Origin of the sequence: Microtetraspora sp. AC03309 (genome assembly GCF_020826795.1) — a bacterium.
In the GTDB taxonomy this organism is placed as follows: Bacteria; Actinomycetota; Actinomycetes; order Streptosporangiales; family Streptosporangiaceae; genus Microtetraspora; species Microtetraspora glauca.
Map to the genome: position 1 here is coordinate 47811 of NZ_JADDIL010000008.1, position 22555 is coordinate 70365.

The window sequence follows — 22555 nt, forward strand, 5'->3', positions numbered from 1 at the left end:
CAGCACACAGGTTCCACGTCCACAATGAAAGCCAACCGCGACCGTGTGAAGACCCGTTTCGCGGTCCATCGCCAAAATAGGCGCAAGACCGAGATGTCCACCTAGGGACCGAATGGAACAACGCGGAACATTTTCCGTGATCTGCGCCCAAGGACATCCCCCGAGGCCGTCCTTACGCTCCCCACCAGGACCGCAGTCCTCGCCCCGGCCTCCGTCGCTCTCCCCGACGTGCCGGAAGGAACGCGCCGCCGAACCCGGAACTCCGGATGAACTCATCAGGAAACTGCGCGCCTCCGCCGTATGACGACGCATTCCGTTCCATCCGATGGAACCGGATGGAACGCATATAGGAAAAGGGGTCGCCGGCCGGTCCGCGGGCGCGGCAGGCGGCCGGCCGCTACCGGATGGAACCCCGGTCGGCCGTTCACAGCCAATTCCCGGGGGGGAGCATATTGAGTCTTCTTCTGTTTCCGCACTGCGATCTGCACATGGTGGTCGGCAAGAAACTCAAGATCAAGGTGAAGTACCGCCGCGACGGCGAATATGATCAGCCGCACCGGTTTGACGATGTCACCGATCCGACATTCGATTTCTACGCCCCGTACGCGCCGATCGGCCATCGTTTCGACAACCCGCCCACGATCAGCAACGGAGAGATCACCGCTACCACGCCGGGGATCTATCTGTTTCAGTGCAGCGCGAACGAGTACTCGATCGTCGGCCGGTTGCAGGTGCATTCGGGGTTCGAGGACTGGTGGTTCGGCAACGACTCGATCACCACCGCGCTGGACCCCGAGTTCGCCCACGCGCAGCCGACGATATACGCCCGGTTCACCTCTGACGACACCGGCACCGACCTGGTCGGAGACATCACCGGGCACGGCTACGTGCCGTTGACATCGACCGGGCCGGCGGTGGAGGTCGCCCCGGAAGGCCGGCTGCGCGGCACAGCCGAGACTGCGCACCCGGTCGACCTGATCGGCGACTTCCTCAACAAGCAGCGGCGGCTCCCGGTCCGGGTGGTGGATTACGGCAAGCGCCGGGAGGTCCTGGACCGGGTCGAGCACTCCCGCGTCCACGATCCGGCCAAGGCGCCGAATCTGCTCTTCCTCAGCGAGGGCTTCCGGGCGTTCAACCAGCCGGACTTCACCCACGCCGCCTTCATCGCCCGCGGCCGGCTGGCCAAGCCCCGCCACGCGCCGTTCAACCGGCTGCTCCGCGGCATGAACGTCTACCAGGCCGCCCCCGACTCCACCCAGGAGCTGCTCACCTGCGGCTACCGGGTGTGTTACCAGTCTGGCAAGCACCTGGCCAAGCCGGTGCCGTTCGAGATCCTTGAAAAGATCGACGGAAAGGACGATACACGTGTTCCGCGGTACTACCAGGTACTGGAACTCGTGCACCGGGTCGGCCTGCCGAAACGGGACGAGTCCCGCGACCGCGCCGCGCTGGTGGCCGAATGGGCGAGCCAGCATCTGGACTTCGACGGCGACCGGGTGCATAAGGACGTGGTGGAGGCGTGGAAGGCGCAGCAGTTTTCTGGCCCACTCCAGACCCGCGACACCTTTTTCGGCCTGCACCTGGGTCAGCGCCTCGCCGACCAGACCCCGCGCCTAGGCAAGGTGTCGAAGCCGGCCCCGAACGCCTCAGAGGACGACATACGCAAGTTCGTGCAACGGCTCTACTCCTTCTTCAATATCCGCACCTCCCAGACGATGCACCTGGACCCGCGGCGGCACCCACCAGAGCTGTACTGGCCGGGCGCGGACAACCCGCTGACGTCCGTCTACCGCTACATCGGCGGGCTCGCCGAGCGGGACGCACCGCACCGGAACGTGGGCGAGCAATGGGTGCCGGTCGAGGAGCGGCTGAAGCCGAGCCGGGGACTGGTGGTCATCGTCGCCTACGACGACAAGCAGGGCGGGGAGAACATCGAGAATGGGTTGGCCTGCCTCACCCTGTACGACAGCCCCAGGGTCCATGCCTTCGCCGGTGATCCGGCACCGCCGGCGATGCGGCGCCTCCGTCCGGTCGACGGCATTCCCTTCGACAAGGACAAGTTCTCCGACGTCGTCGCACACGAGCTCGGTCACAGCTTCAGACTCGGCGACGAGTACGAGACGACCGGCCAGGCTCGCGTTGAATGGTACGAGTACGACAACCTGACGACGCGGGACTTCATCCAGCATGGACAGAGACCCTCGAAGTTCGACGCGAACAAGGTGAAATGGTTCAACCTGCGGCGGGTCAGACTGGCCTCCCGGGTTGTGGCGGTGACGCGGTCCCCTGGCGGGGGTGGCATTCTGGTCGAGGTTCCGGCCGAGGACCGGGTGCTCTGGGAGAACGCCCTGACCCAGACCCCCACCACCAAGGTCTGTCTCAGCCGGCCTAGAAGCACCGGGCGGCAACTGCCGTTCACCGTCGACGGGCCCGACGTCGACCCCACCCTGATCGAGGATCTACGCGGGAGGGTCCTGGACGACTTCCCGATTCTCGATCTGACCGGGCCGGTGCCGCCGGAGGGCAAGTTCCTCTTCGGGCCGGGATCCGTCCTGTTCATCCCGCAGACCGGCTCCGGTGGCGTCCCCCGCTACCTGATCGAGGATCCGGTCCGCGCCCACCTGCTGATCGACCCTCCCCCGGCCCAAGACCTGGTCGGCGGGGATCCGCTCAACGCCGTGATCTCGGCGGTGCCGAGCGACGCCCCTGACACGCCCGTGCGGATCGCCGGCTTCGTTCCCCCCTCACCGGCCAGCAGCACCATCGGCGTCTACGAGGGCGGCGGCCACAGTTCCGTCGACGTCTACCGCCCGGCCGGCACCTGCAAGATGCGCAACCAGCACCTGGCCGGCGACGAGGCAGAGTTCTGCTTCGTCTGCAAATGGCTGATCGTGCACCGGATCAACCCCGCCCTGCACAGCTGGTTGGACTCGACCTACCGATCGGGGAGAACCCCATGACTGAGCCGAGTACCTTCGACCGGGTCCTGGGCGAGCTGGGGCTGGCGCTGCGGCCGCTGGCGGACTCGCTGGCGTCGCCACAGGCGGCGCTGGGTCTGCTCCGCGAGCTGGGCTGGATCGCGGAGGCGGTCCCGCAGCCCCTGCTCGACCTGCGTACCGACCTCGACACGCTGACCGAGGGCCTGCGCCGGCTGTACGGCGAGGCCGGGGTGGTGACCGGCGACACGACCGAGCTCGCCGCGCTGCCCGGGGACGTGGCCCGGGTGCTGGCCGCGATGGACCGGATCCTTTCCGCGATCCGCGCCCTGGCCACCGCGCCGGACGACGTCATCCCGGAGTCACTCCGCGCGGACGGGTTCGGCGAGAAGTTCCCCCGGCAGCTGATCGACCACCTGGTGAGCGACTACCTGATCACGTACCGGCCCCGGCTCGGCTTCGCGCTACGCGCCCTGGGTGTGCTGCGCACCACCTCCGAGCCCGCCCAGGGCGACCGGCCGCCGTACCGGAGGACCGTCCTGGACCTGGACCGGCTGCCGCAGACGCTGGCCGGCCCCGGGCTGATGCTGGCGAACGCCTTCGGCTGGGGCGGGGACGACTTCGACCACGGGGAGCTGCTCTCCGCGATCGACGACTTCCTGATGTCCGCCGGTCTCGACATCCGGTTCGGCCCCGTGGACGACGCCACCGCGACCGGCCTGCTCGGCCTGCCCGCCGAGCAGGACCTGCCGCTCGACCGCACCATGCCGCGCGGGCTCAAGGCCGTACTGCTGGAGGGGTTCGTCAACGGGGCGGTCATGACCGGGGACGTCCGGCTGCTGCCGTTGCCGGGCACCGCGACCGGCAAGCCCGGGCTGGCGGTCGTGCCCGCGCTGGACGGCGAGCTGGACACCGCGCTGCCGGTCGGCGGCGGCCTGACCGCGACCGTGCGCACCGACCTGGACCTGCAGGGCGGGGTCGGCCTGCAGGTACGGCCCGGTGAGCCGATCGACCTGATCGTGGGCTTCCGGTCCGGGACCGCGCCCACTCACGCGACCGGGTCGATCCAGGTCAGACTGGACGGTGGCGACGCCACCGGCACGCCGCGGGTGCTGCTGGGCGCCGCGGACCGTACCCGGCTGGTGCTGCGCGGCGTGAGCGGTGCGGGCGGGGTGCGGCTGGACGCCGACGACGGGGTGGACCCGTACGTCGAGCTCGAGCTCAAGGGCCTGGAGTTCGTGATCGTGCCGGACGGCTCCGACGGTCTCCTCTCGGCGATCCTGCCGGCGGACGGGTTCGCCTTCGAGACCGATCTGACCGTCGGGCTCTCGCACCGGGACGGATTCTCCTTCCGCGGCACCTCCAACCTGGAGATCGACGTTCCGGCGCACCGCCGGATCGGGCCGGTCGAGGTCCGGTCGCTCGCGGTGTCCGCGATGCCGTCCGGTGGGAGCCTGCGGGTCACGCTCGGCTCCACCTTCGCCGTCTCGCTCGGTCCGGTGCGCGCGGTGGTCGACCGGGTCGGGCTCGAAGCGGAGCTGGAGCCGCGGCCGGATCTCGACGGCAACCTTGGCCCGGTTGAGCTTTCGACGGGTGCGCTGCCGCCGTCCGGCGTGGGCCTGTCCATCGACGCGGGCGTCGTCACCGGAGGCGGCTATCTGCGGTTCGACGCCGACCGGGGCGAGTACTCGGGCGTGCTCGAACTCGAACTCGCCGACACGCTCTCGCTTAAGGCGCTCGGCCTGCTCACCACCCGCCCGTTCTCCCTGATGACGCTGGTCACCGCGGAACTCGGCGAAGGGGTGCCGGTCGGGTTCGGATTCACCCTGCTGGAGGTCGGTGGGCTGCTCGCCCTCAACCGGGGCATGAACGTGGCCGCCCTCACCGAGGGGGTGCGTACCGGATCGCTGGCGTCGCTGATGTTCCCCCGCGACGTGGTGGCGAACGCGCCGAAGATCCTCAGCGACCTGCGCACCTACTTCCCGCCCCGCCCGGGAACGTTCCTCGTCGGGCCGATGGCGAAGCTGGCCTGGGGCACGCCCCGGCTGATGCACCTCACCATGGGTCTGATCGTGGAGATTCCCGGCAACGTCGCCGTGGTGGGCGTGCTGCGGGTCGCTCTGCCACACGAGGACCGCCCGGTCGTGCTGCTCCAGGTGCAGTTCGCCGGCGCGATCGAGTTCGACAAGAAGCGGCTGTACTTCCACGCCACCCTGTTCGACTCCAGGATCGCCTCCGTTCCCCTCGACGGGGAGTTCGGCCTGCTCGTCGCGTGGGGCGAGGACGCGAACTTCGTCGCCTCGCTCGGCGGTTTCCATCCGAACTTCGCGCCGCCCGCGCTGCCGTTCCCGACGCCGCGCAGGGTGACGATCAGCCTGCTCAACTCCTCGGTCGCACGGCTGACCGCGCAGGGATACTTCGCGATCACCCCGAACACGGTCCAGTTCGGCGCCCGGCTCGACCTCTACTTCAAAGTGTCGGCCTTCAGCGTGACCGGCTTCATCGGCTTCGACGCGTTGCTCCAGCTCTCACCGCTCCACTTCGACGTCGAGATCGCCGCCGCGATGTCGGTGAAGGCGTTCGGTGTCGGCCTGTTCTCCGTCAAGATCCGGGGCAGCCTGGACGGCCCCTCCCCCTGGCACGTCAAGGGCCACGGCGCGATCTCGCTGCTCTTCTGGGACCTGGACGTCGACTTCGAGCACACCTTCGGCGACCCGCACGTCCAGCCGGAGCTGCTGATCGACGTGCTCGCCGCGTTGACGTCGGAACTCGGCAAGCCCGAGGCCTGGCGCGCCGTGGCCCGCGACGGGCGCCTGCCCGCGGTGACCGTACGCGAGCCGGGCGACATCACGCTGCACCCGAACGGCGTGCTGCGCGTGTCGCAGAAGGCCCTGCCGTTGGGGCTGACGCTCGACAAGGTGGGCACCCAGCGTCCCGTCGGGGCCGACCACCTGACGCTCGCCCCCGCCGGCCCCCTGGTAAGGGTGGCCGACGCGCACGACGAGTTCGCGCCGGCCCAGTTCGTGGAGATGTCCGACGCGGACAGGCTGAGCAGGCCCGCGTTCGAGACCCAGCGATCCGGGGTGGACATCGCCGCGGCCGGTGCCGACGTGCGTACCAGCGGGATGGCCAAACGGGTGGTCCGCTACGAGGAGATCCTGCACGACAGGTCCTTCACCAGACAGCGGCGCCGGTTCACCCCGTACCAGGAAGGTCTTTTCTCCTTCCTGCTGCGTGACAACGCGGTGGCGCGCTCCCCGATGTCGCGGTCCAGCCGGGACCTCCTGCGTCCGCCCGGTGAGACGGTGACGGTGTCGGGTGAGAGCTACAGCGTGGCGTACACGGCCGACAACCGGGCCTTCGCCCCGGCCTTCGCCAGCGCGGCGGCCGCGCATCAGTTCCGGGCGGAGATGGTCGCCGACGATCCGGCCATGGCCGATGCCGTCCACGTCATTCCGAGCTTCGAGGTGGTGTCATGACCTCACCTGCCTACGCGTTTCTTCCGTGGCTGCGGCAGGGCCTGGCCAACCAGGTGACCGCCGCCGACGGCGACCCGGCGGTGCGGATCCGCCCGCGGGTGACCGTCTCGCTCACGGCGAGCGGCCGCGCCCCCGGCGGGGCCGTGCAAACCCGGCCCGTCACCAAGCAGGTCTCGCTGTACGGCCCGGCCGACATCCTGGGCATCGACCCCAAAGTGATCGTGCGGACCGAGCCGCGTCCCTGGATCACGAACGCCGAGCCCAACCTGCTGGCACACGTGGACTTCTACGACGAGGACTTCCCCTGGCGCTACACCCCCGCGGCCGCCGCGGCCGGCAGGCTGCGGCCGTGGCTCACCCTGCTGGTCCTCACCGAGGATGAGTTCCGCGACGGTCCGGCAGGTGGCGGCGCCCCGCTGCCCAGGGTGGAGATCACCGATCTCGCCATGCTTCCCAAGCCCGACCAGCTCTGGGCGTGGGCGCACGTGCACGCCGACCGCGACCTGGGCGCCGCTGACGGCGAGATCGTCTCAGCCGACGGCCCGGCGGTCGCGGCCCGGCTCGCCGCCGCCCTGGCCGGCAACCCGGACCTGGCCCGATCCCGGCTGCTGTGCCCGCGCACCCTCATACCGGACACCGCCTACCACGCGTTCCTGGTGCCCACGTTCGAGGGCGGACGCCGGGCCGGCCTGGGCCTCGACGTCGGCGACGTTCCGGCCACCATGTCGGCCTGGGCCATGCCGGGCGCGGAGACCGGCACGCGGCCGCAACCCACGTGGTTCCCGGTGTATCACCGCTGGTACTTCAGGACCGGCGCGCGGGGCGACTTCGAGACCCTGGTCCGGCTGCTGCGCCCGGCCCCGATCGACCCGCGGGTCGGCACCCGGGCCATCGACGTGGAGCACGCCGGCTCCGGGGTACGCGGCATCGACAAGCCGGGACTCGGGGGCGCACTGCGCCTCGGGGGTGCGTTGCGACCACCCGAGTTCCCTTTGCCCGGCGACCCCTGGGAGGCCTGGGACGAGCCGTTCCCGCGCCCCCTGCAAGAGGACCTGGCCCGTCTGATCAACCTCGCCGACGACTACCGCACCGAGGCCGACCAGGACCCGGTCATCTCGCCCCCGCTGTACGGGCGATGGCATGCGCTGACCGCCCGGGTGCGCACCGACGAACCACCGGACGGCTGGGTCCAGCGGCTGAACCTCGATCCCCGATACCGGATCGCCGCGGGCCTCGGCGCCAAGGCGGTGCGCGAAAACCAGGAGCGGTACATGCAGGCCGCCTGGGAGCAGATCGGCGAGGTACTCGCGGCCCAGCGTCGCATTCGCAACGCCCAGTTCGGCCGGCAGGTGAGCAAGGTCTGGCACGAACGGCATCTGGTCACCGCGTTGTCGTCGTCCCAGCGGGCGTTGCACCTCACCGCCCCGCTGCACCGCAGGATCGTGTCCGAAGGCGAGACGCTGCGTCAGGCGCAGACCACCGCCCGGGTCTCCCCGACCCTGTCCTCGGCGCCGTTGCGCCGGATGCTGCGCCCGCGGGGCCGGATGCTCGGGCTGCTGCCGTTCGGCGAGCACCACCAACCGCTGGTCCTGCTGGACCGGGTCAACTCCGGCGAGGCCGACCCGGCCCCACCGGACCTCGCGCCGCCCGGCGTCCTTGTCGCGGACGCGGCCGCGACGCTGGTCGTCAACCCCCAGGCCGCCGAGATCGTGCGGGAGTCCAGCCTCACCGTCGCATGGGTGACGGGGCTGCCGGGAGCATCCGGATTCACCGTCGGCACGCTCGACAAGCCCGGCGGACCCGGCCGTGGCGGTGTGGACAGCCCGGAGGCGCAGGAGTTCAAGGAGGCCCTGGAGGACAGCTTCGACTTCCGCGAGACCGCGGTCGAGGAGGGCAGCCCACCGGTGTTGCGCGACCTCGATCTGGATGGCATGGCCCAGACGGCGGTGGACGCGCTGGATCCGGACGTGACCATCCCGCGCCGGATCGACTCGACCGTCGGCATTCCCCAGATGGTGCGCGACGAGGTCGGCTCCGGCCTGGTCGAACCGATGGCGTACCCGGTGATCGACCAGCCGATGTACGAGCCGTTGCGTGACCTGGGCACCGACCTGTTCCTGCCCAACGCCAACCTGATCGCTTCCAACACAGTGAGCCTGCTGGAGACCGACCAGCGGTTCATCGAGGCCTACCTGGTCGGGGTCAACCACGAGTTCGCCCGCGAGTTGCTGTGGCGCGAGTACCCGACCGACCAGCGCGGTTCGTCGTTCCGCCAGTTCTGGGACGTGCGTGGCACGCTGTCCGACGAGGCGAGCAGGGAATCACTCCGCGACATCCCGCCTCTGCACGCGTGGGCCGTCACCTCGGCCCTGGGCAGCCATGATCATCGCGATACCGGCGGCGGGCGGGACGAGCTCGTCCTGGTGATCCGCGGCGAGCTGCTCAAGCGTTATCCGAGCGCGGTCGTCTACGCGCATCGGGCGCGATGGCCGGAACCGGACGAGACGGGATCGCGACGGCTGTCGGCCGATCCGGAGGCGGTCCGCACGCCGCGGTACGCCGCGAAGATCGATCCGGACATCACCATCCTCGGATTCGACCTCACCGCGGAAGAGGCCATCGGCGGTGACGACATCGGTGAGGATCCGGGCTGGTTCTTCGTCATCAAGGAGCGCCCCGGAGAGCCCAGGTTCGGTCTGGACACCGAGCCGAGCCCGGAGCTCACCGTGTGGAACGACTTGTCCTGGCCTGAGGTCCAACCGGGACCGGCCGGCCGCTACATCGACCTCGCCACCGCCCCGGCATCCTTGCCGCTCACGCCTCCGGCCGGGTCGCCGGAGACGGCGCAGCACGCCGAGGACGTCCACGTCGCGTGGGATTCGTCGATGACCTCCGCCGACCTCGCCTACATCCTCTTCCAGGCCCCGGTGCTCGTCGGGGTGCACGCAAGCCAGATGCTCACCACGTCTTCAGGGGAATCCGCATGAGCCGGCTCACGACCGACCCGCGAGAGGGCATCACCAACCTCGACGACAAATCACCGATCCTGCTGATGCCGGTGCGTCTGGAGACCCGGTTCGCCAAGGACTCCACGCTGCTGGTCCGCATCTATCCGGACGGCTGCAACATCTCCACCTTCGACGAAGCGCTGACAGCGTCAGAAGTGGACAACGTACGCCGTTACTGGACCGAGGTGCGCGAGGCCGGCACCGAGGCCCAGCGGCGGACGGCCTGGCGGCGGCTGGTCACCGCGCACGGTTCCGGCCGGTCCACCTGGCTGCAGGCCGTGCACCGGCCCGTGAACCCGTCCGGCCCGCCGGTCTTTCCCGACGTGGAAACCAAGCAGGACGCCTGGTCTCGGGCGCCGCGGGTGCTGTTGATGCCGCAGCGGTTCGTGGTCATCGGTTTCCGCGCCGGCGAGAATCCGCTGGTCGAGCTCGGCGCCGAGGTCGACCAGGACCTTTTCGCCGGGCCGGATCCCGCCGCCACCGGTGACGACCAGCTGCGTCACGACGAGCGCGGCGACCTGGTCATGCCTGAGCGGCTGCGGTGGCTGTCCGACTTCGACCGGGCGGTCGAGACGGGAATGGGGCTGCGGATCCCGCTCACGCCGGAACAGGCCGAGGGCGGATTCGACCGGCTGCTCGTGCTCGGCGTGCGGATCGGATCCGACGCCGAGGAAGGCGCGGCCGAGCTGCGCGACCTGTTGGGACGGCATGCTCACAACCGCACCGGCGTGGCCGTCGTGGCCCGCGGCACGCCCACGAACAACAGCGAGGACGCCGACTCGGGCTACGGCCGCCGCGACGACCCGGACGCCTCCTTCGACGACCTGCGCGAACCGGCCTACGAGGTCACCACGGACGACGAGAAGAAACGGGACGGGCAACGGCTGGCCGAATACCTCGGGCTGCCGGCCGACTTCTTCGTCCACACCCATGGCGCCGCCGGGACGGATCACTTCACCGCGCGGGCCATGAACACGCTGCTGTGGCCGGCCACATTCGGCTACTGGATGCGGGCGATGATGGGCGAGGTGTTCAGCGACGGCGCGGCCGACGACACCCGCCGGTTCTTCGAGCGGCACGTGGTCGGCGGCGGTGTCGTGCCGACGATGCGGATCGGCGCCCAGCCGTACGGCATCCTGCCGGCCACCGCGTTCTCCCGCCTGGAATGGCCTGATCGCGACGCCGACGTGAACAAGGTCGCCGGACCGCTCTACCGCGTGCTCGACACCATCCGGCAGGACTGGACCCCTCTGGTCGAGCGGGTCGCGCGCGTCGGCGGCCCCACCGACGATCCGCACCAGACGCTGTTGGACGTGCTCGCGTTGCATCCGGGCTCGGTGGAATGGTCGCAGCGCTACCTAGAAAGCCTCACCACCCTGCTCAACCGGTTGCATCTCCGGGGCCTCGGCGGGGCGATACAGCAGGTGCAGCTCGCTCAGCAGCGCACCGCCGGCCGCCAACTCCTGGCCCGCCACGGTTACAGCGGCGCAGCCGTGCCGCCCATACTCAACCAGGTGTTCTCGGGGCGGCAGAACCTGCTCACCGGCGGGGTGGTGGAGGCTCTGCCGCCGTCGGAGACCGCTCCGCTGCGGCCGTCCACCGTGGATGGCCGTAACTACCTGTCCTGGCTCGCGTCGGCCGCCCAGGGCAGCCTCGACAGGCTCTACAACCAGCAGGACTTCGTCGACGACCGGCCGCCGGCATCGCTGCTCTACCTGATGGCCCGGCACGCGCTGCAACTCGGCTACCACGAGGTCGCGGTCCGGCTGTACCGGGCCAGTGGTCTTTATACGCAGGCGCAGGCCCGAGCCGCCCGGATCGACAACCCCATCCTGCACATCAGCTCCGGCAACCCGCTGAGCGAGAGCCGCTACCAGCTGCTCTACGCCACCGCTGCGCCGATCACCGGGAGTCCGACCCGGCGGGTCTGCGATCACATCACGCAGACGATCGGCTCGCCCGCGAACAGAGAGCTGGCCGCTCAGCTCGACGCGTTGGAACGGCTCCAGAACGCTCCCACCGCGCAACTGGAACGCGCCTTCGCCGATCACGTCGACACCTGCTCGTACCGGCTGGACGCGTGGCTGCTCGGCCTGGTCGATCTCCAGCTCACCCGGATGCGTGAACAACTGCCCACCGGCCTGCACCTGGGCGCCTACGGCCTGGTCGAGGAGCTGCGGCCGGGCCGGTCCGAGCGGGCCGACTTCGTGCCCGAGGATCCGGATGTCGCCAAGGACTTCTCAGACGGTCCATTGACGCTCGACCCGGCCAACCAGGGCTTCGTGCACACCCCCTCGCTCAACCACGCGGTCGCCGCCGCGGTGCTGCGTAACGGCTACCTGTCCGGCGTGGCACCGGGTGAGGGCCCCGCGGTCGACCTGTCGTCCGCTCGGGTGCGCGCCGCGCTGACGCTGATCAACGGGGTCCGGGCCGGCCAGAGCCTGAGTGACCTCCTCGGCTACCAGTTCGAGCGGGGCCTGCACGATCGGTACGGCATGGCCGAAGTGGACGGCTTCATCCTGCCGCTGCGCAAGGAGTTTCCGCTGCGGGCCGACCGGATGGCGTCGACCCGAACGGATGACGGTGTGCCGATCGAGGCGATCGAGGCCGGCAACGTGCTCGACGGCCTGGCTCTGGTGGAGCGGCTGCGCACCGCCGGGTCCTACCCGTTCGGGGCCGCGGGCCTGCCTCCGGCGAGCCCGGCCCAAGCGGCCGCGATCAATGCCGAGGCGCACCGGCTGCTCGACACCCACGACGCGGTGGCCGATCTCGCGCTGGCCGAGGGCGTGTATCAGGCCGTGATGGGCAATTACGATCGCGTCGCGAGCACGTACGACGCCTACGCGAAGGGGACGAGCCCCGCCGAGCCCGACATCGTGCGCACGCCGTCCAGTGGCGTGACCCTCACTCACCGGGTCGCACTCCATCTGCCGCCCGCGGCGGTGCCGGGGCCTGCCGCGACACCGCGGGCCCGGATCGAGCCCGCCGTCGACGCCTGGCTCACCGGTGTGCTGCCGCCGCTCGACGAGGTCGGGTGCCGGGTCTCGTTCCGCTCCGCGAGCAGCGGAACCGACATCATGCGTGAGATCGCTCTCGCGCCGCTCGGTCTGCGACCCGTCGACCTGGTGCGGATCGGGCGTACCGACGCGCTGTCCGAACTCGACGATCGGGTGCGGAGGTACATCCGGGCGACCTTCGATCCGCGCCCCGACCAGCCCATCACCATCGACTATCACGAGGCGGCGCCAGGCCGGGTCAGCGTGTTCGAGCTGCTGCCCCTGCTGCGGGCCGCGCACCGGCTGATCAGTCTGTCGCGTCCGCTGACCGCCGACGATCTGACGCCCGGCGCCGACGCCCACCACGCCGACGAGCCCTCGCCGTTCATCGACCGTCAGCGGGTCGCCGCGGTGGATTCCGCGTTGCGGGCGGTACGGTCCGAACTCGCCACCGCCGCGAACGCGCTCGCCGTACCCGACCCGGCCTCCGGCCTGGCCTCCGACGTGGACGAACGTGTGGAATCCGCAGTGGAGGCGCTCGCGCGGGCCGCTCTGTTCGGGCTTGCCCAAGCCGGGTGGGGCTTCGCCTACGAGAGCCTCGGGGCGGCCTACGCCGACCTGCTGGCGGCGTGTGCTGACACCGCACAACGCTGCGGTGACCGGCTGGACCGGTTCGCCGAGGAGTTCGCGCGGTACGAGGCCGTTCCGCCCGAGGGATCCGACGAGGCGCGGTTCCTGTTCCTGAGCCGGGCCGAGGCAGCCATCTCGACGGCGCCGCTCCTGCCCCGGCCGTCCACCCCGGCGGCGTACGCGGCGGCCCTGCACGCGGGACCTGTCGCCGACATGGTCGCGGCCAGGGACCGGTACCAGGCCGTGGCGGTCTCCACCCGTACGACGGTGTGGGGTCTGCGCGCCGACATCATGGCCATCCCCGCGGCCCAGCCCGTCGATCTGGCCCCGCCCGACCTGGGGTCGGCCGAAGACCGGCTGATCCACCTGCTCGCCGACACCCGGTCGGTGCTCCTCACCGTGCTCGCCGAGGCCGACCGGCGGCTGGCGGCGGCCGCGGCGGCGTTCCAGGAGCACGACGGCACGACGTCGCCGGCCGAACGGGTGACGGCGCTCCAGGAGGCGGCGAAGGCGCTGCTCGGTGATGACTGCCGGCTGATACCCGAGTTCACCATGGACGGCGAGCGGGCTGACCGGTTCTCCGCGGCGCTCACCGAGAGCCGGTCCGGGGCGCCGTTCGCCCACCTCGACGTGGACTTCCCGGTGGACACCTGGTTGCACTCGACCGCACGGGTACGGGAACGGCTACACGACTGGGAACAGCTCCAGATGTTGTCCGGCGCCTTCGGCCGGCAGGAGCCGGAACTCGACGCGCTGCAGTTGCCGGCGGTCACCGGTGAGGGCTGGCTCGGGCTCGACATCCGGCCGGGTCAGGTGGTCGACTCCGACCGGCTGCTCTACACCGCTCACCTGGCGACCGGTGTCGTCCCGGGCACGCCGCAACGAGGGCTGCTCCTGGACGAGTGGACCGAGACGATCCCGTCGTCCACCGCCGAGAGCGGCATCGCCTTCCACAGCGACCGGCCGAACACCGAGGCAGCACAGGCGATGCTGCTGGTCACACCGACCCTGACCCGCGGTTCGTGGCAGTGGGACGACCTGGTCGACGCCGTGTGCGACACCATGGACCTGGCCAAGCTACGCGCTCTGGAGCCGCGTCACATCGGCGAACTCCCCTACGCGCCCTTCCTGCCGGCCACTCTGATGGCCAGCCAGGTCCGCCAGCTCACCATCTCCGCCGACCTCGCACTCAACAACGTGTTCGCGAATGTTCCGTCTCCCATGAAGGCCAAGCCATGACCGAGAAGTACATCACAGCGGAACTCAGCGCGGTGATCGCGTCCCGCGGCAGGCCCGGTGTGACGTTCTGGAACCGTCTCGAGGGCCGGCCTCGTACCCGCGCCTTCGATCGCGCGCTCCGGGCCGAGGTCCGCGACGCGCTCTGGATGCTGACCCGTCAGTGGCAGGTCGGCGAACTCCGGGGCGAGGATGCCGGATCCCCCATCCACGCGAAGGTACGCGTCGACACCACGCCGGTACGGGCGTTCCGGCCTCCTGGCGACGACGACAAGCCGCTGGTGGCGGACCTGCCGCCGCAGGCCGGAGTGGAGCAGCTTCCGGTGCCGTTGCGGATGGACGGCGTGGAGATGTCACTCGATCTGCGCCTGCTGATGGGCAGGTACTGGTTGAAGCTGCTCTCCAGGGTGCTGCCCGCCGCCGCGGACGCCTACCGGGCCGCCTACCCCGTACGTCGGCCCGACCCGGGCGAGGACGCGGCGATCTGCGCCCATCCTCTGGCGTGGGCGTCGTACCGGGCCGCCGCGACCCGGCTGATGGACGGCGCCGCGCTCTACCTGTCCATCGTGGGCGGCGCCCCGGCCTCGACCGGCATCGACGAGGTCGCCGGGTCCGAGGCCGAAGTGGACGCGCTGGGCACGCGGTTCGTCGCCTGGTTCGATCGGCTGATCTGCCGGCCCGAAGCGGCCACCGCCTGGCGACCGGAACGGATGGAGTACGGCTTCGTGGCCGACGCCGGGTCACACGGCACGCCGGTCAGCCTGGTGGCCCAGGAGTATTCCCATGGCCGGATCGACTGGCACGACCTCGACGCCGCGCCCGTCCCTTCGGACCCGGGTGACGACGAGACGGCGCCGACTCGGCACGTGCTCGGCATGCTGCCCACCGCCGCTTCGTTCAACGGGATGCCGAACAGCCGCTGGTGGACCTTCGAGGACGGCCGTACGAACTTCGGTGGCATCCGGCCCGACAGCACCGACCTGGGCACGCTGATGCTGATCGAGTTCGGGCTCGTCTACGCCAACGACTGGTTCGTGGTGCCCTTCACCCTTCCGGTCGACACGGTGGCGAGGGTGCGCGGCCTGGTCGTGACCGACGTCTTCGGGGAGCGCACCTGGGTGTCACGGGCCGAATCGGACGGGTGGCGCCTGTTCCGGACGAGCGTGGCGGGCGGCGGAGCCGTCGCGGACCACGACCTCGTGATCCTCGACACGGCCGACCACCTGCAGGAGAGCGCGCCGCTGGATGAGGTGGTCTTCGTCCGTGACGAGATGGCCAATCTGGTGTGGGCCATCGAGAAGACCATCCCATCGCCGCTCGGTGTCGGCGTGGCCGGCGCGGAGGCCGGCCACGAACTGCGTGAGTTCCTGTCGCGCGGACCCGCTCCCACACCGGCCGAGGGGACGGACATCCGGTACGAGGTGATGACCTCGGTGCCTGAGCACTGGATCCCGATGATCCCGATGCACCGCCCCGGCTCCGACCGCGCGATCCAGCTCCGGCGGGCCGCCATGCCCCGCCCGTCGTCTCCGTCCGCTCTGGTACGGCCGCGTACCTGGTTGCTGCAGGAACCCGGCCTGCATGTCCACGAGGAGGAGGTGCCCAGGGCCGGAATCCGGGTGAGGCGGACCTACCGGCGCGTCCGTGACCGGCAGGGGCGGGTACGGGTCTGGCTGGGGGCGACCAAGCAGACGGGTCGAGGTGAGGCTTCCAGTGGGCTCGTCTTCGACCAGATCGTCGATCCTCGCTGAGTCGTCACTGACGCCGATCCCTGGCTCCATCCGGCGCGACCACGCCGAGTTCCTCGTCGGTGCGAAGAACGCGCACTACCTACTGATCGTCAAGAAGAACCGGCCGAGCCATTCGTGTGCTCCGGCTCGCCGAAGGATGCGATCGTCTCGGCGACGTGCGCATCCGTACTCGCGGGGTGAGTGCGGGACCGATCAGTCGCCGGGGGCGCGCTGGACGGCGATCACGGCGGCGTCGTCGGCCAGGCGTCCGCCGACGTGGGCGAGCAGGTCCTCGCGCAGGTGGTGGACGAGCGCCAGGGGGGTCTCGTCCTCGCCCCAGGAGGCGGCACGCTCGGCGAGCGGGTAGAAGACGCCCTCGGGACTCCGGGCTTCTACGACGCCGTCGGTGTACAGCAGGAGCAGGTCGCCGGGTTCGAGCATGAACGTGTCCGCGCGGTAGTCCGGGCCGGCCAGCTCGCCCAGGCCCAGCGGCGGCGCGGGACGCGTGGGATGAAGCGTGATGACCTGTCGGCCGCGCAGCAGCAGGGGAGGCGGATGCCCACAGCTCACCATGCGCATCCGCGGCGACGCGTCCGGGATGTCGACGACCACGGCGGTGATGAAGCACTCCCCGGCCTTCTCCGGTTCGGAGGATTCGGCCAGGTTCCAGCAGACGCTGTGTTCCAGATAGGTGAGGAGATCGGGCAGGGCGGCCTGGCGGTGGGCGGCCTCGCGGAAGGCGAAGAGCAGCAGGGCGGCGTCGCCGATGGCGGTCAGGCCCTTGCCCATCACGTCGCCGACGATCAGCCTGGTGGAGTCGGCCGTTCGCGCGGCCGCGTACACGTCGCCGCCGATCTGCGCCTGTTCCTGCGCCGCCAGGTACACCGACGCCACCCGCAGCGGCCCGAGCCGCTGCGGCAACGGCCTGAGCACCACCCGCTGCGCGGCCTCCGACACCGTACGCACCTGCGCCAGTTCACGGGTGCGCCGATCCCGCAGGTACCGGAACACCGTGACGATCACCGAGACCACCACCAGCGAGATGATCTGCGACTGGAAGTACATCGTGTTCAACAGGTTCTGGTCCAGGATCACGCCGACGGCCACCAGGCCCGCGACGGCGATCGCGGCGACCATCGCGGTGGCGAAGGCGCCGGCGAACGACGCGGTGATCGCGGGCGCCACGACCAGCAGCGGTCCCATCGGGATCCCGATGGGGGTCAGCAGGTCGACCACCACGATGACCGCGATCAGTGCGAGCGGGAACGCCAGCAGGGCGTCGCTGGCCTGCCAGGGGCGATGCCGGTGCGGTAACAGCCGCCACGGGCGCATACCTCCTGCTTACACCCGGCCCCGCGGCGCGATCCCGGCAGGTGGCCGGGTTCGACGAGCCCCGCCGTCCAGCGGCGAGTACGAGGTCACCGGGGCGAACCGCCGACCGCGACGGCAGCACGAACCGCGGGCAGAGCGGCTGAGAATCGGCTGGGAAATATCACATGTCACATCCTTGTTTGTCGTCCATTCCGAAGGAGTGGCGGCGTGAGCGGCTGGAGCGACACCGCGCGACAACCGGCCGACGACGAACATCAACGGTTCGCCCGCTATCCGCGGGAGCGACGAAACCGCGGGTCAAGCGGCTGTCATGGCTTTTGCGGTGGTACAGGGGCTGCAGGCACTCCCAGCAGCGGCAGCCACACCTCGTCCACGATCTCGACGATCGACTCGTTCGACACCGCACGCATCGTCATGAGCATGTCGTGGCGCAACAGGTCCAACGGCAGGTTCACCACGCGGGACGAGCGCGGCACGTCGGGCAGCTCACCGCGCTCGACCGCGCGGGCGACGATCATCTCGAAGGCGGTCGCCTGGCCCGGCGGGAGGAGGGTGTCGCGTAGGTCGCTGAGGCTGGTTCCGGTGTCGCGGAAGTAGCCCACCAGCTGCACGCTCATCAACGTGATCATGCCTGCGCGGTCGGCGTCGGCGTTGCGGAGGAAGCCGATCGCGTCCTCGCGGAGGCTGCCGGTGTCGGGCACCTCGATCAGCCGCCAGAACTTGGCGAGAGTGGCCAGCAGCAGGTCGTCGCGCTGCGGCCAGCGCCGGTAGAGAACGGGACGACTCGTGCCGGCGCGGGCGGCGACGGCCTCGTAGGTGAAGCCGTGGTATCCGTGCTCGACCAGCACGTCCCACGCGGCGTCGAGGATCGCGCCCTCGAGTGCGGGGCCACGTCGACGGGATGCGCCGCTGTCACGGGTCGTGCCGCCGTCGGCACGACGTTCCGCCGCCTGCGCCCCGCTCGCCCCGAGCTCACCCGCGATCCGCTCGCGCTTGGGATCCACTTGCGTATCTTATCGCGGGGATCTACGGTGTCCACCGTTAGATACAGTCGCGTATCCTAAGGAGGCGCCAGTGACGTTCGACGTCATCGTCGTCGGCGGTGGACCCACCGGTCTCTTTCTGGCCTGCGAGCTCCGCCTCGCGGGAGTCCGGCCCCTGGTGCTGGAACGACGGCCGGATCCAGACCTGTCAGACAAGGCGCATGGCCTCGCCGGCCAGGTCGTACGGCTGCTGGACAACCGCGGCCTCTTCGAACGCTGCGGGGGCCGAGGAGCACCGGTGCCCGCTCCTGGGTTGTTCTTCGGCGGGATGCCGCTGCCGCTGCGCGCGCTCGGCAAGGAGAACCCGATGTATCTCCTGCCGGCCAACCAGCGCGATCTCGAACGTGTGCTCGATGAGCGCGCGGCAGAACTCGGCGCGGACGTCCGACGAGGTTGGGACGTACTGTCCTTCGATCAGACCGATGACCAGGTCGACGTCGTGGCACGCGGTCCAGACGGCACCGAGACGACCTTCACGGCCCGATACCTCGTCGGCTGCGACGGCGGCGGCAGCCTGATTCGCAAGCAGGCGGGAATCGCCTTCCCCGGCATCAGCGACGACAACGTCGTCGACCGGACGGCCCTGATCGGGCCGAGCGAGCGCTTCCGTTTCACACCGGGGGGACGTGTCGTGATCGACGGCCTCGGCGAGATCCCGGCGATGTTCCACCGCACCGATCAGGGAGTTTTCACCCTCCTCGCGCACGACCCGGAGCGGCCGCTGGTCAACACGGCCGAATGGGAAGATCACCCGGCAGGCGATTTCCCGGGGCCGGGTGCGCCGATGACGCCGGCCGAGATGGAGGAGAGCGTCGAACGGGTCCTCGGCGTGCGCCTGCCCCTGGCTCCGCCGCCCGAGGGTGCGCCCACGTTGCTTCGGCGCCTGTGCGGCCGGAACTCCCGGCTCGCTGACCGCTACCGCGACGGTCGCGTCTTCGTCGCCGGCGACGCCGCACACGTAAGCCATGGGCCGACCTTGAACGCGGCGCTGCAGGACGCGGCCAACCTCGCCTGGAAACTCGCCGCCACGCTGCGGGGTTGGGCCCCGGAAGCGCTACTGGACAGCTACGAGACCGAACGCCACGCGAGCGGCGAACGCGTGCTCATGCACACCCGAGCCGCGACCGCTCTGATGGCACCCGGAGGCGATGTCACCGCACTACGCCGGCTCTTCGCGGAACTCCTCGAGCGCACCGAGAACACGCACATGGTCGCCGCCCTGATGGCAGGCTCCGATGTCCGCTACGACATGGGCGAGGAACACCCCGCCGCGCCCACCGGTTGGTTCGTGCCACCCATCGACCTGACCACCGACGACGGACACACACGGCGCCTGGCCGAGCTCCTGCGCGACGCCCGCCCCCTGCTCCTTGACCTCACCGGGGGGAACGCCCTCGGCGCCACCGTGGAGCCCTGGAACGACCGAGTGCGCCGCGTGACCGCAACCGCCGAGGACTCCCCGGCACCCGCGTTGCTCATCCGGCCCGACGGCTACGTCGCCTGGGCGGGCGCGGACCCCGACAGCCTGAAGACAGCCCTCACCCGCTGGTTCAGCCCGGGCTGAGGCTCCAGGGTGCCGGAAGGTCGGCCACCCTCCACGACCTGCGCGTACTCGTGGAGCGGCCCACACCGAGGCGGTCGAACGGTCAGTGGACGTCGACCAGGAGCGGGACGTCCAGCCGGGCGCGAAGCTCCTCGACGGAAGTGTCGAACGACTCGAGCACGCGGACGCCATCGGGGGTGATCTCGAATACGGCGTGGTCGGTGTAAACACGACTGACACAGCCGACACCCGTGAGGGGATAGGTGCAGGTGGGCACGAGTTTCGGGCTGCCGTTCCTCGCGAAGAGCGTCATCATCACGTAGACCCGCTTGGCGCCGATCGCCAGGTCCATCGCGCCGCCTACGGCGGGGATCGAGCCGGGCGCGCCGGTGTCCCAGTTGGCGAGGTCACCACTCGCCGAGACCTGGAAGGCACCCAGGACGCACACGTCGAGGTGGCCGCCACGCATCATGGCGAAGGAGTCCGCGTGGTGGAAATACGCGGCTCCGGGCAGCTCGGTGACGGGCACCTTGCCGGCATTGGTGAGGTCAGGGTCGACCTCGTCGCCGACAGCCGCGGGGCCCATGCCCAGCATGCCGTTCTCGGTGTGGAGGACGACGCCGATCTCGGCCGGAAGGTGGTCGGCGACCTTGGTGGGCTGACCGATGCCGAGGTTGACGAAACTGCCCGGCTCGATGTCCTGGGCGACCCGGGCTGCGAGCTGGTCGGGATTGAGCGGCATCAGCGGGCTCCCTGCACGGTGTAGTGACGCGGCTCGACCTGGACCACGCGGTCGACGTAGATGCTCGGGGTGACGACGACCTCCGGGTCGATCTGCCCCGCATCCACGATCGACGAGACCTGGACGACGGTCGTCGTGGCGGCCGTGGCCATCACCGGGCCGAAGTTTCGGGCGGTCTTGCGGTACACGAGGTTGCCCATCGTGTCGGCGGTGTGAGCGGAGATCAGAGCGACATCACCCTTGATCGGGTACTCGAGGACGTAGTCGCGTCCGTCGATCGTGCGGGTCTCCTTGCCCTCGGCAAGCGGCGTGCCGACGCCCGTCGGACAGTAGAACGCCCCGATGCCCGCCCCGGCCGCCCGCATCCGCTCGGCGAGGTTGCCCTGCGGGACGACCTCGAGCTCGATCTCCCCGCGGCGGTAGAGGTCGTCGAAGACGTACGAGTCGACCTGCCGGGGGAAGGAGCACAGGACCTTCCGCACCCGGCCGGCCTTCAGCAGGGCGGCCAGGCCCACGTCGCCGTTGCCGGCGTTGTTGGACACGATGGTGAGGTCGCCCGCGCCGTGCCGGATCAAGGCGTCTATCAGGTCGAACGGCATGCCGGCGAAGCCGAAGCCACCCACCAGAACGATGTCGCCGTCCTTGACGACGCTCACCGCCTCGTCCGGCGATGCGAAGATCTGCGCTCTGCTCACGCCGCTCCTCCAGTGACGTTCTCGAGGACCACGGCGAGCGCCTGGCCCACGCCTATACAAATAGCGGCGACGCCGTACCGCTCGCCCTTCGCGACCAGAACCTTGGTGAGGGTGCCGAGGATCCGGGCGCCCGAGGCGCCGAGCGGATGGCCGATCGCGATCGCGCCACCCTTGACGTTGACGATCTCGGGGTCGATCTTCCAGGCGTCCACGCACGCGAGCGACTGGACGGCGAAGGCCTCGTTGAGCTCGACAGCGCCCACCTGATCCCAGCCGATGCCGGCCCGTTCCAGCGCCCTGTTGGCAGCCTCGACCGGAGCGAACCCGAAGTCCTGCGGCTCCAGCGCGAACGCACCACGCCCCACGATCCGGGCGACCGGGGTAAGCCCGATCCGCGCGGCAGCGGCCTCCGAACCGAGCAGCAACGCCGCCGCCCCGTCGTTGAGCGGCGACGCGTTGCCGGCGGTGATCGTGCCGTCGGGCCGGAAGCTCGGCGTGAGGCCGGCGAGCTTCTCAGGCGTGGAGTCGGCGCGGATTCCTTGGTCGCGGGTCAGGTCGACGCCGTCGACCGGAACCACGAGGTCGTCGTAGAAGCCCTCGTCCCATGCCGCCGCCGCGAGCCGGTGCGACCGCGCGGCGAACTCGTCCTGCCGCTCCCTCGAGATCGAGAACCGCTCCCGCAGTTGCTCGTTGCACTCCCCCAATGACACCGTCCACTCCGACGGCATCCGCGCGTTGACCAGGCGCCAGCCGAGCGTCGTCGAAACGGCGGTCGTGTTGCCGGCGGGAAACGCCCGGTCCGGTTTCGGCAGCACCCACGGCGCCCGGGTCATCGACTCCACGCCGCCGACGAGCACGATATCGGCGTCACCGGTGTCGATCGTGCGGGACCCGATGATCGCGGCGTCGAGCGACGAGCCGCACAGCCGGTTGACCGTGGTCGCGGGCACCGACACCGCCACTCCGGCGAGCAGCCCGGCCATCCGGCCGACGTTGCGGTTGTCCTCGCCGGCCTGGTTCGCACAGCCCCACACGATCTCGCCGATCTCGGCCGGGTCCAGCGCCGGCGCCTTCGCGAGCGCACCGGTGATCGCGGTCGCCGCGAGGTCGTCGGGACGGACGCCGGCGAGCGCTCCGTTGAACCGGCCGAAGGGAGTGCGGGCCGCCGCGTAGATGAATGCCATG

Annotated in this window: 11 protein-coding genes; 6 read left to right on the forward strand and 5 right to left on the reverse strand. The window is 70.2% G+C overall.

The window, feature by feature from the left end; all coding sequences use genetic code 11:
* Nucleotides 1-452: 452 nt before the first annotated feature.
* From IMZ11_RS06310 to IMZ11_RS06330, 5 genes are read left to right on the forward strand one after another with little or no spacing between them, the layout of a single operon-like run.
* The gene (locus IMZ11_RS06310; RefSeq protein WP_228638413.1) at nt 453-2960 is read left to right on the forward strand and encodes a M64 family metallopeptidase; all 2508 of its coding nucleotides are present in this window, start codon (nt 453-455) and stop codon (nt 2958-2960) included.
* Entirely contained in the window at nt 2957-6415 is a 3459-nt protein-coding gene (locus IMZ11_RS06315) for a DUF6603 domain-containing protein (RefSeq protein WP_228638415.1), read from the forward strand. Before IMZ11_RS06310 ends, IMZ11_RS06315 begins: the two co-directional genes overlap by 4 nt.
* Nucleotides 6412-9402, forward strand: coding sequence for a hypothetical protein (locus tag IMZ11_RS06320; RefSeq protein WP_228638417.1), 2991 nt, complete (start codon nt 6412-6414; stop codon nt 9400-9402). Before IMZ11_RS06315 ends, IMZ11_RS06320 begins: the two co-directional genes overlap by 4 nt.
* Complete coding sequence (locus IMZ11_RS06325; RefSeq protein WP_228638419.1) at nt 9399-14288, forward strand: hypothetical protein; 4890 nt, start codon at nt 9399-9401, stop codon at nt 14286-14288. The genes IMZ11_RS06320 and IMZ11_RS06325 overlap by 4 nt, the downstream gene beginning before the upstream one ends.
* Nucleotides 14285-16036, forward strand: coding sequence for a hypothetical protein (locus IMZ11_RS06330; protein ID WP_228638421.1), 1752 nt, complete (start codon nt 14285-14287; stop codon nt 16034-16036). Before IMZ11_RS06325 ends, IMZ11_RS06330 begins: the two co-directional genes overlap by 4 nt.
* 192 nt (nt 16037-16228) lie before the next feature.
* On the opposite strand, the gene IMZ11_RS06335 is transcribed toward IMZ11_RS06330, so the two are convergent.
* Both IMZ11_RS06335 and IMZ11_RS46105 read right to left on the reverse strand, forming a co-directional pair.
* Nucleotides 16229-17347 carry a PP2C family protein-serine/threonine phosphatase gene (locus tag IMZ11_RS06335; RefSeq protein WP_228638423.1) on the reverse strand — a complete coding sequence of 373 codons (1119 nt, stop codon included), beginning with the start codon at nt 17345-17347 and terminating at the stop codon, nt 16229-16231.
* 308 nt (nt 17348-17655) lie between these two features.
* Nucleotides 17656-18351: a TetR/AcrR family transcriptional regulator gene (locus tag IMZ11_RS46105; RefSeq protein WP_228638425.1), complete on the reverse strand. Its 696-nt coding sequence runs from the start codon at nt 18349-18351 to the stop codon at nt 17656-17658.
* Nucleotides 18352-18421: 70 nt separating this feature from the next.
* Here IMZ11_RS46105 and IMZ11_RS06345 point away from each other — a divergent pair, with 70 nt between their 5' ends.
* Nucleotides 18422-19954, forward strand: a complete 1533-nt coding sequence (locus IMZ11_RS06345) for an FAD-dependent monooxygenase (protein WP_228638427.1) — start codon at nt 18422-18424, stop codon at nt 19952-19954.
* 82 nt (nt 19955-20036) lie between these two features.
* Here IMZ11_RS06345 and IMZ11_RS06350 read toward each other — a convergent pair whose 3' ends face one another.
* From IMZ11_RS06350 to IMZ11_RS06360, 3 genes are read right to left on the reverse strand one after another with little or no spacing between them, the layout of a single operon-like run.
* Nucleotides 20037-20675: a 3-oxoacid CoA-transferase subunit B gene (locus IMZ11_RS06350; protein ID WP_228638429.1), complete on the reverse strand. Its 639-nt coding sequence runs from the start codon at nt 20673-20675 to the stop codon at nt 20037-20039.
* Complete coding sequence (locus tag IMZ11_RS06355; RefSeq protein WP_228638431.1) at nt 20675-21370, reverse strand: 3-oxoacid CoA-transferase subunit A; 696 nt, start codon at nt 21368-21370, stop codon at nt 20675-20677. The genes IMZ11_RS06350 and IMZ11_RS06355 overlap by 1 nt, the downstream gene beginning before the upstream one ends.
* Nucleotides 21367-22554 (reverse strand): thiolase family protein, encoded by a 1188-nt coding sequence (locus tag IMZ11_RS06360; RefSeq protein WP_228638433.1) that lies wholly within the window; start codon nt 22552-22554, stop codon nt 21367-21369. Before IMZ11_RS06360 ends, IMZ11_RS06355 begins: the two co-directional genes overlap by 4 nt.
* Nucleotide 22555 lies beyond the last annotated feature (1 nt).

What these genes read in the sequence shown, in the direction of transcription:
- IMZ11_RS06315 (WP_228638415.1), top strand. Translation starts at nt 2,957, where the DNA reads ATGACTGAGCCGAGTACCTTCGACCGGGTCCTGGGCGAGCTGGGGCTG.
- IMZ11_RS06320 (WP_228638417.1), top strand. Translation starts at nt 6,412, where the DNA reads ATGACCTCACCTGCCTACGCGTTTCTTCCGTGGCTGCGGCAGGGCCTG.
- IMZ11_RS06325 (WP_228638419.1), top strand. Translation starts at nt 9,399, where the DNA reads ATGAGCCGGCTCACGACCGACCCGCGAGAGGGCATCACCAACCTCGAC.
- IMZ11_RS06330 (WP_228638421.1), top strand. Translation starts at nt 14,285, where the DNA reads ATGACCGAGAAGTACATCACAGCGGAACTCAGCGCGGTGATCGCGTCC.
- IMZ11_RS06335 (WP_228638423.1), bottom strand. Translation starts at nt 17,347, where the DNA reads ATGCGCCCGTGGCGGCTGTTACCGCACCGGCATCGCCCCTGGCAGGCC.
- IMZ11_RS06350 (WP_228638429.1), bottom strand. Translation starts at nt 20,675, where the DNA reads ATGCCGCTCAATCCCGACCAGCTCGCAGCCCGGGTCGCCCAGGACATC.
- IMZ11_RS06360 (WP_228638433.1), bottom strand. Translation starts at nt 22,554, where the DNA reads ATGGCATTCATCTACGCGGCGGCCCGCACTCCCTTCGGCCGGTTCAAC.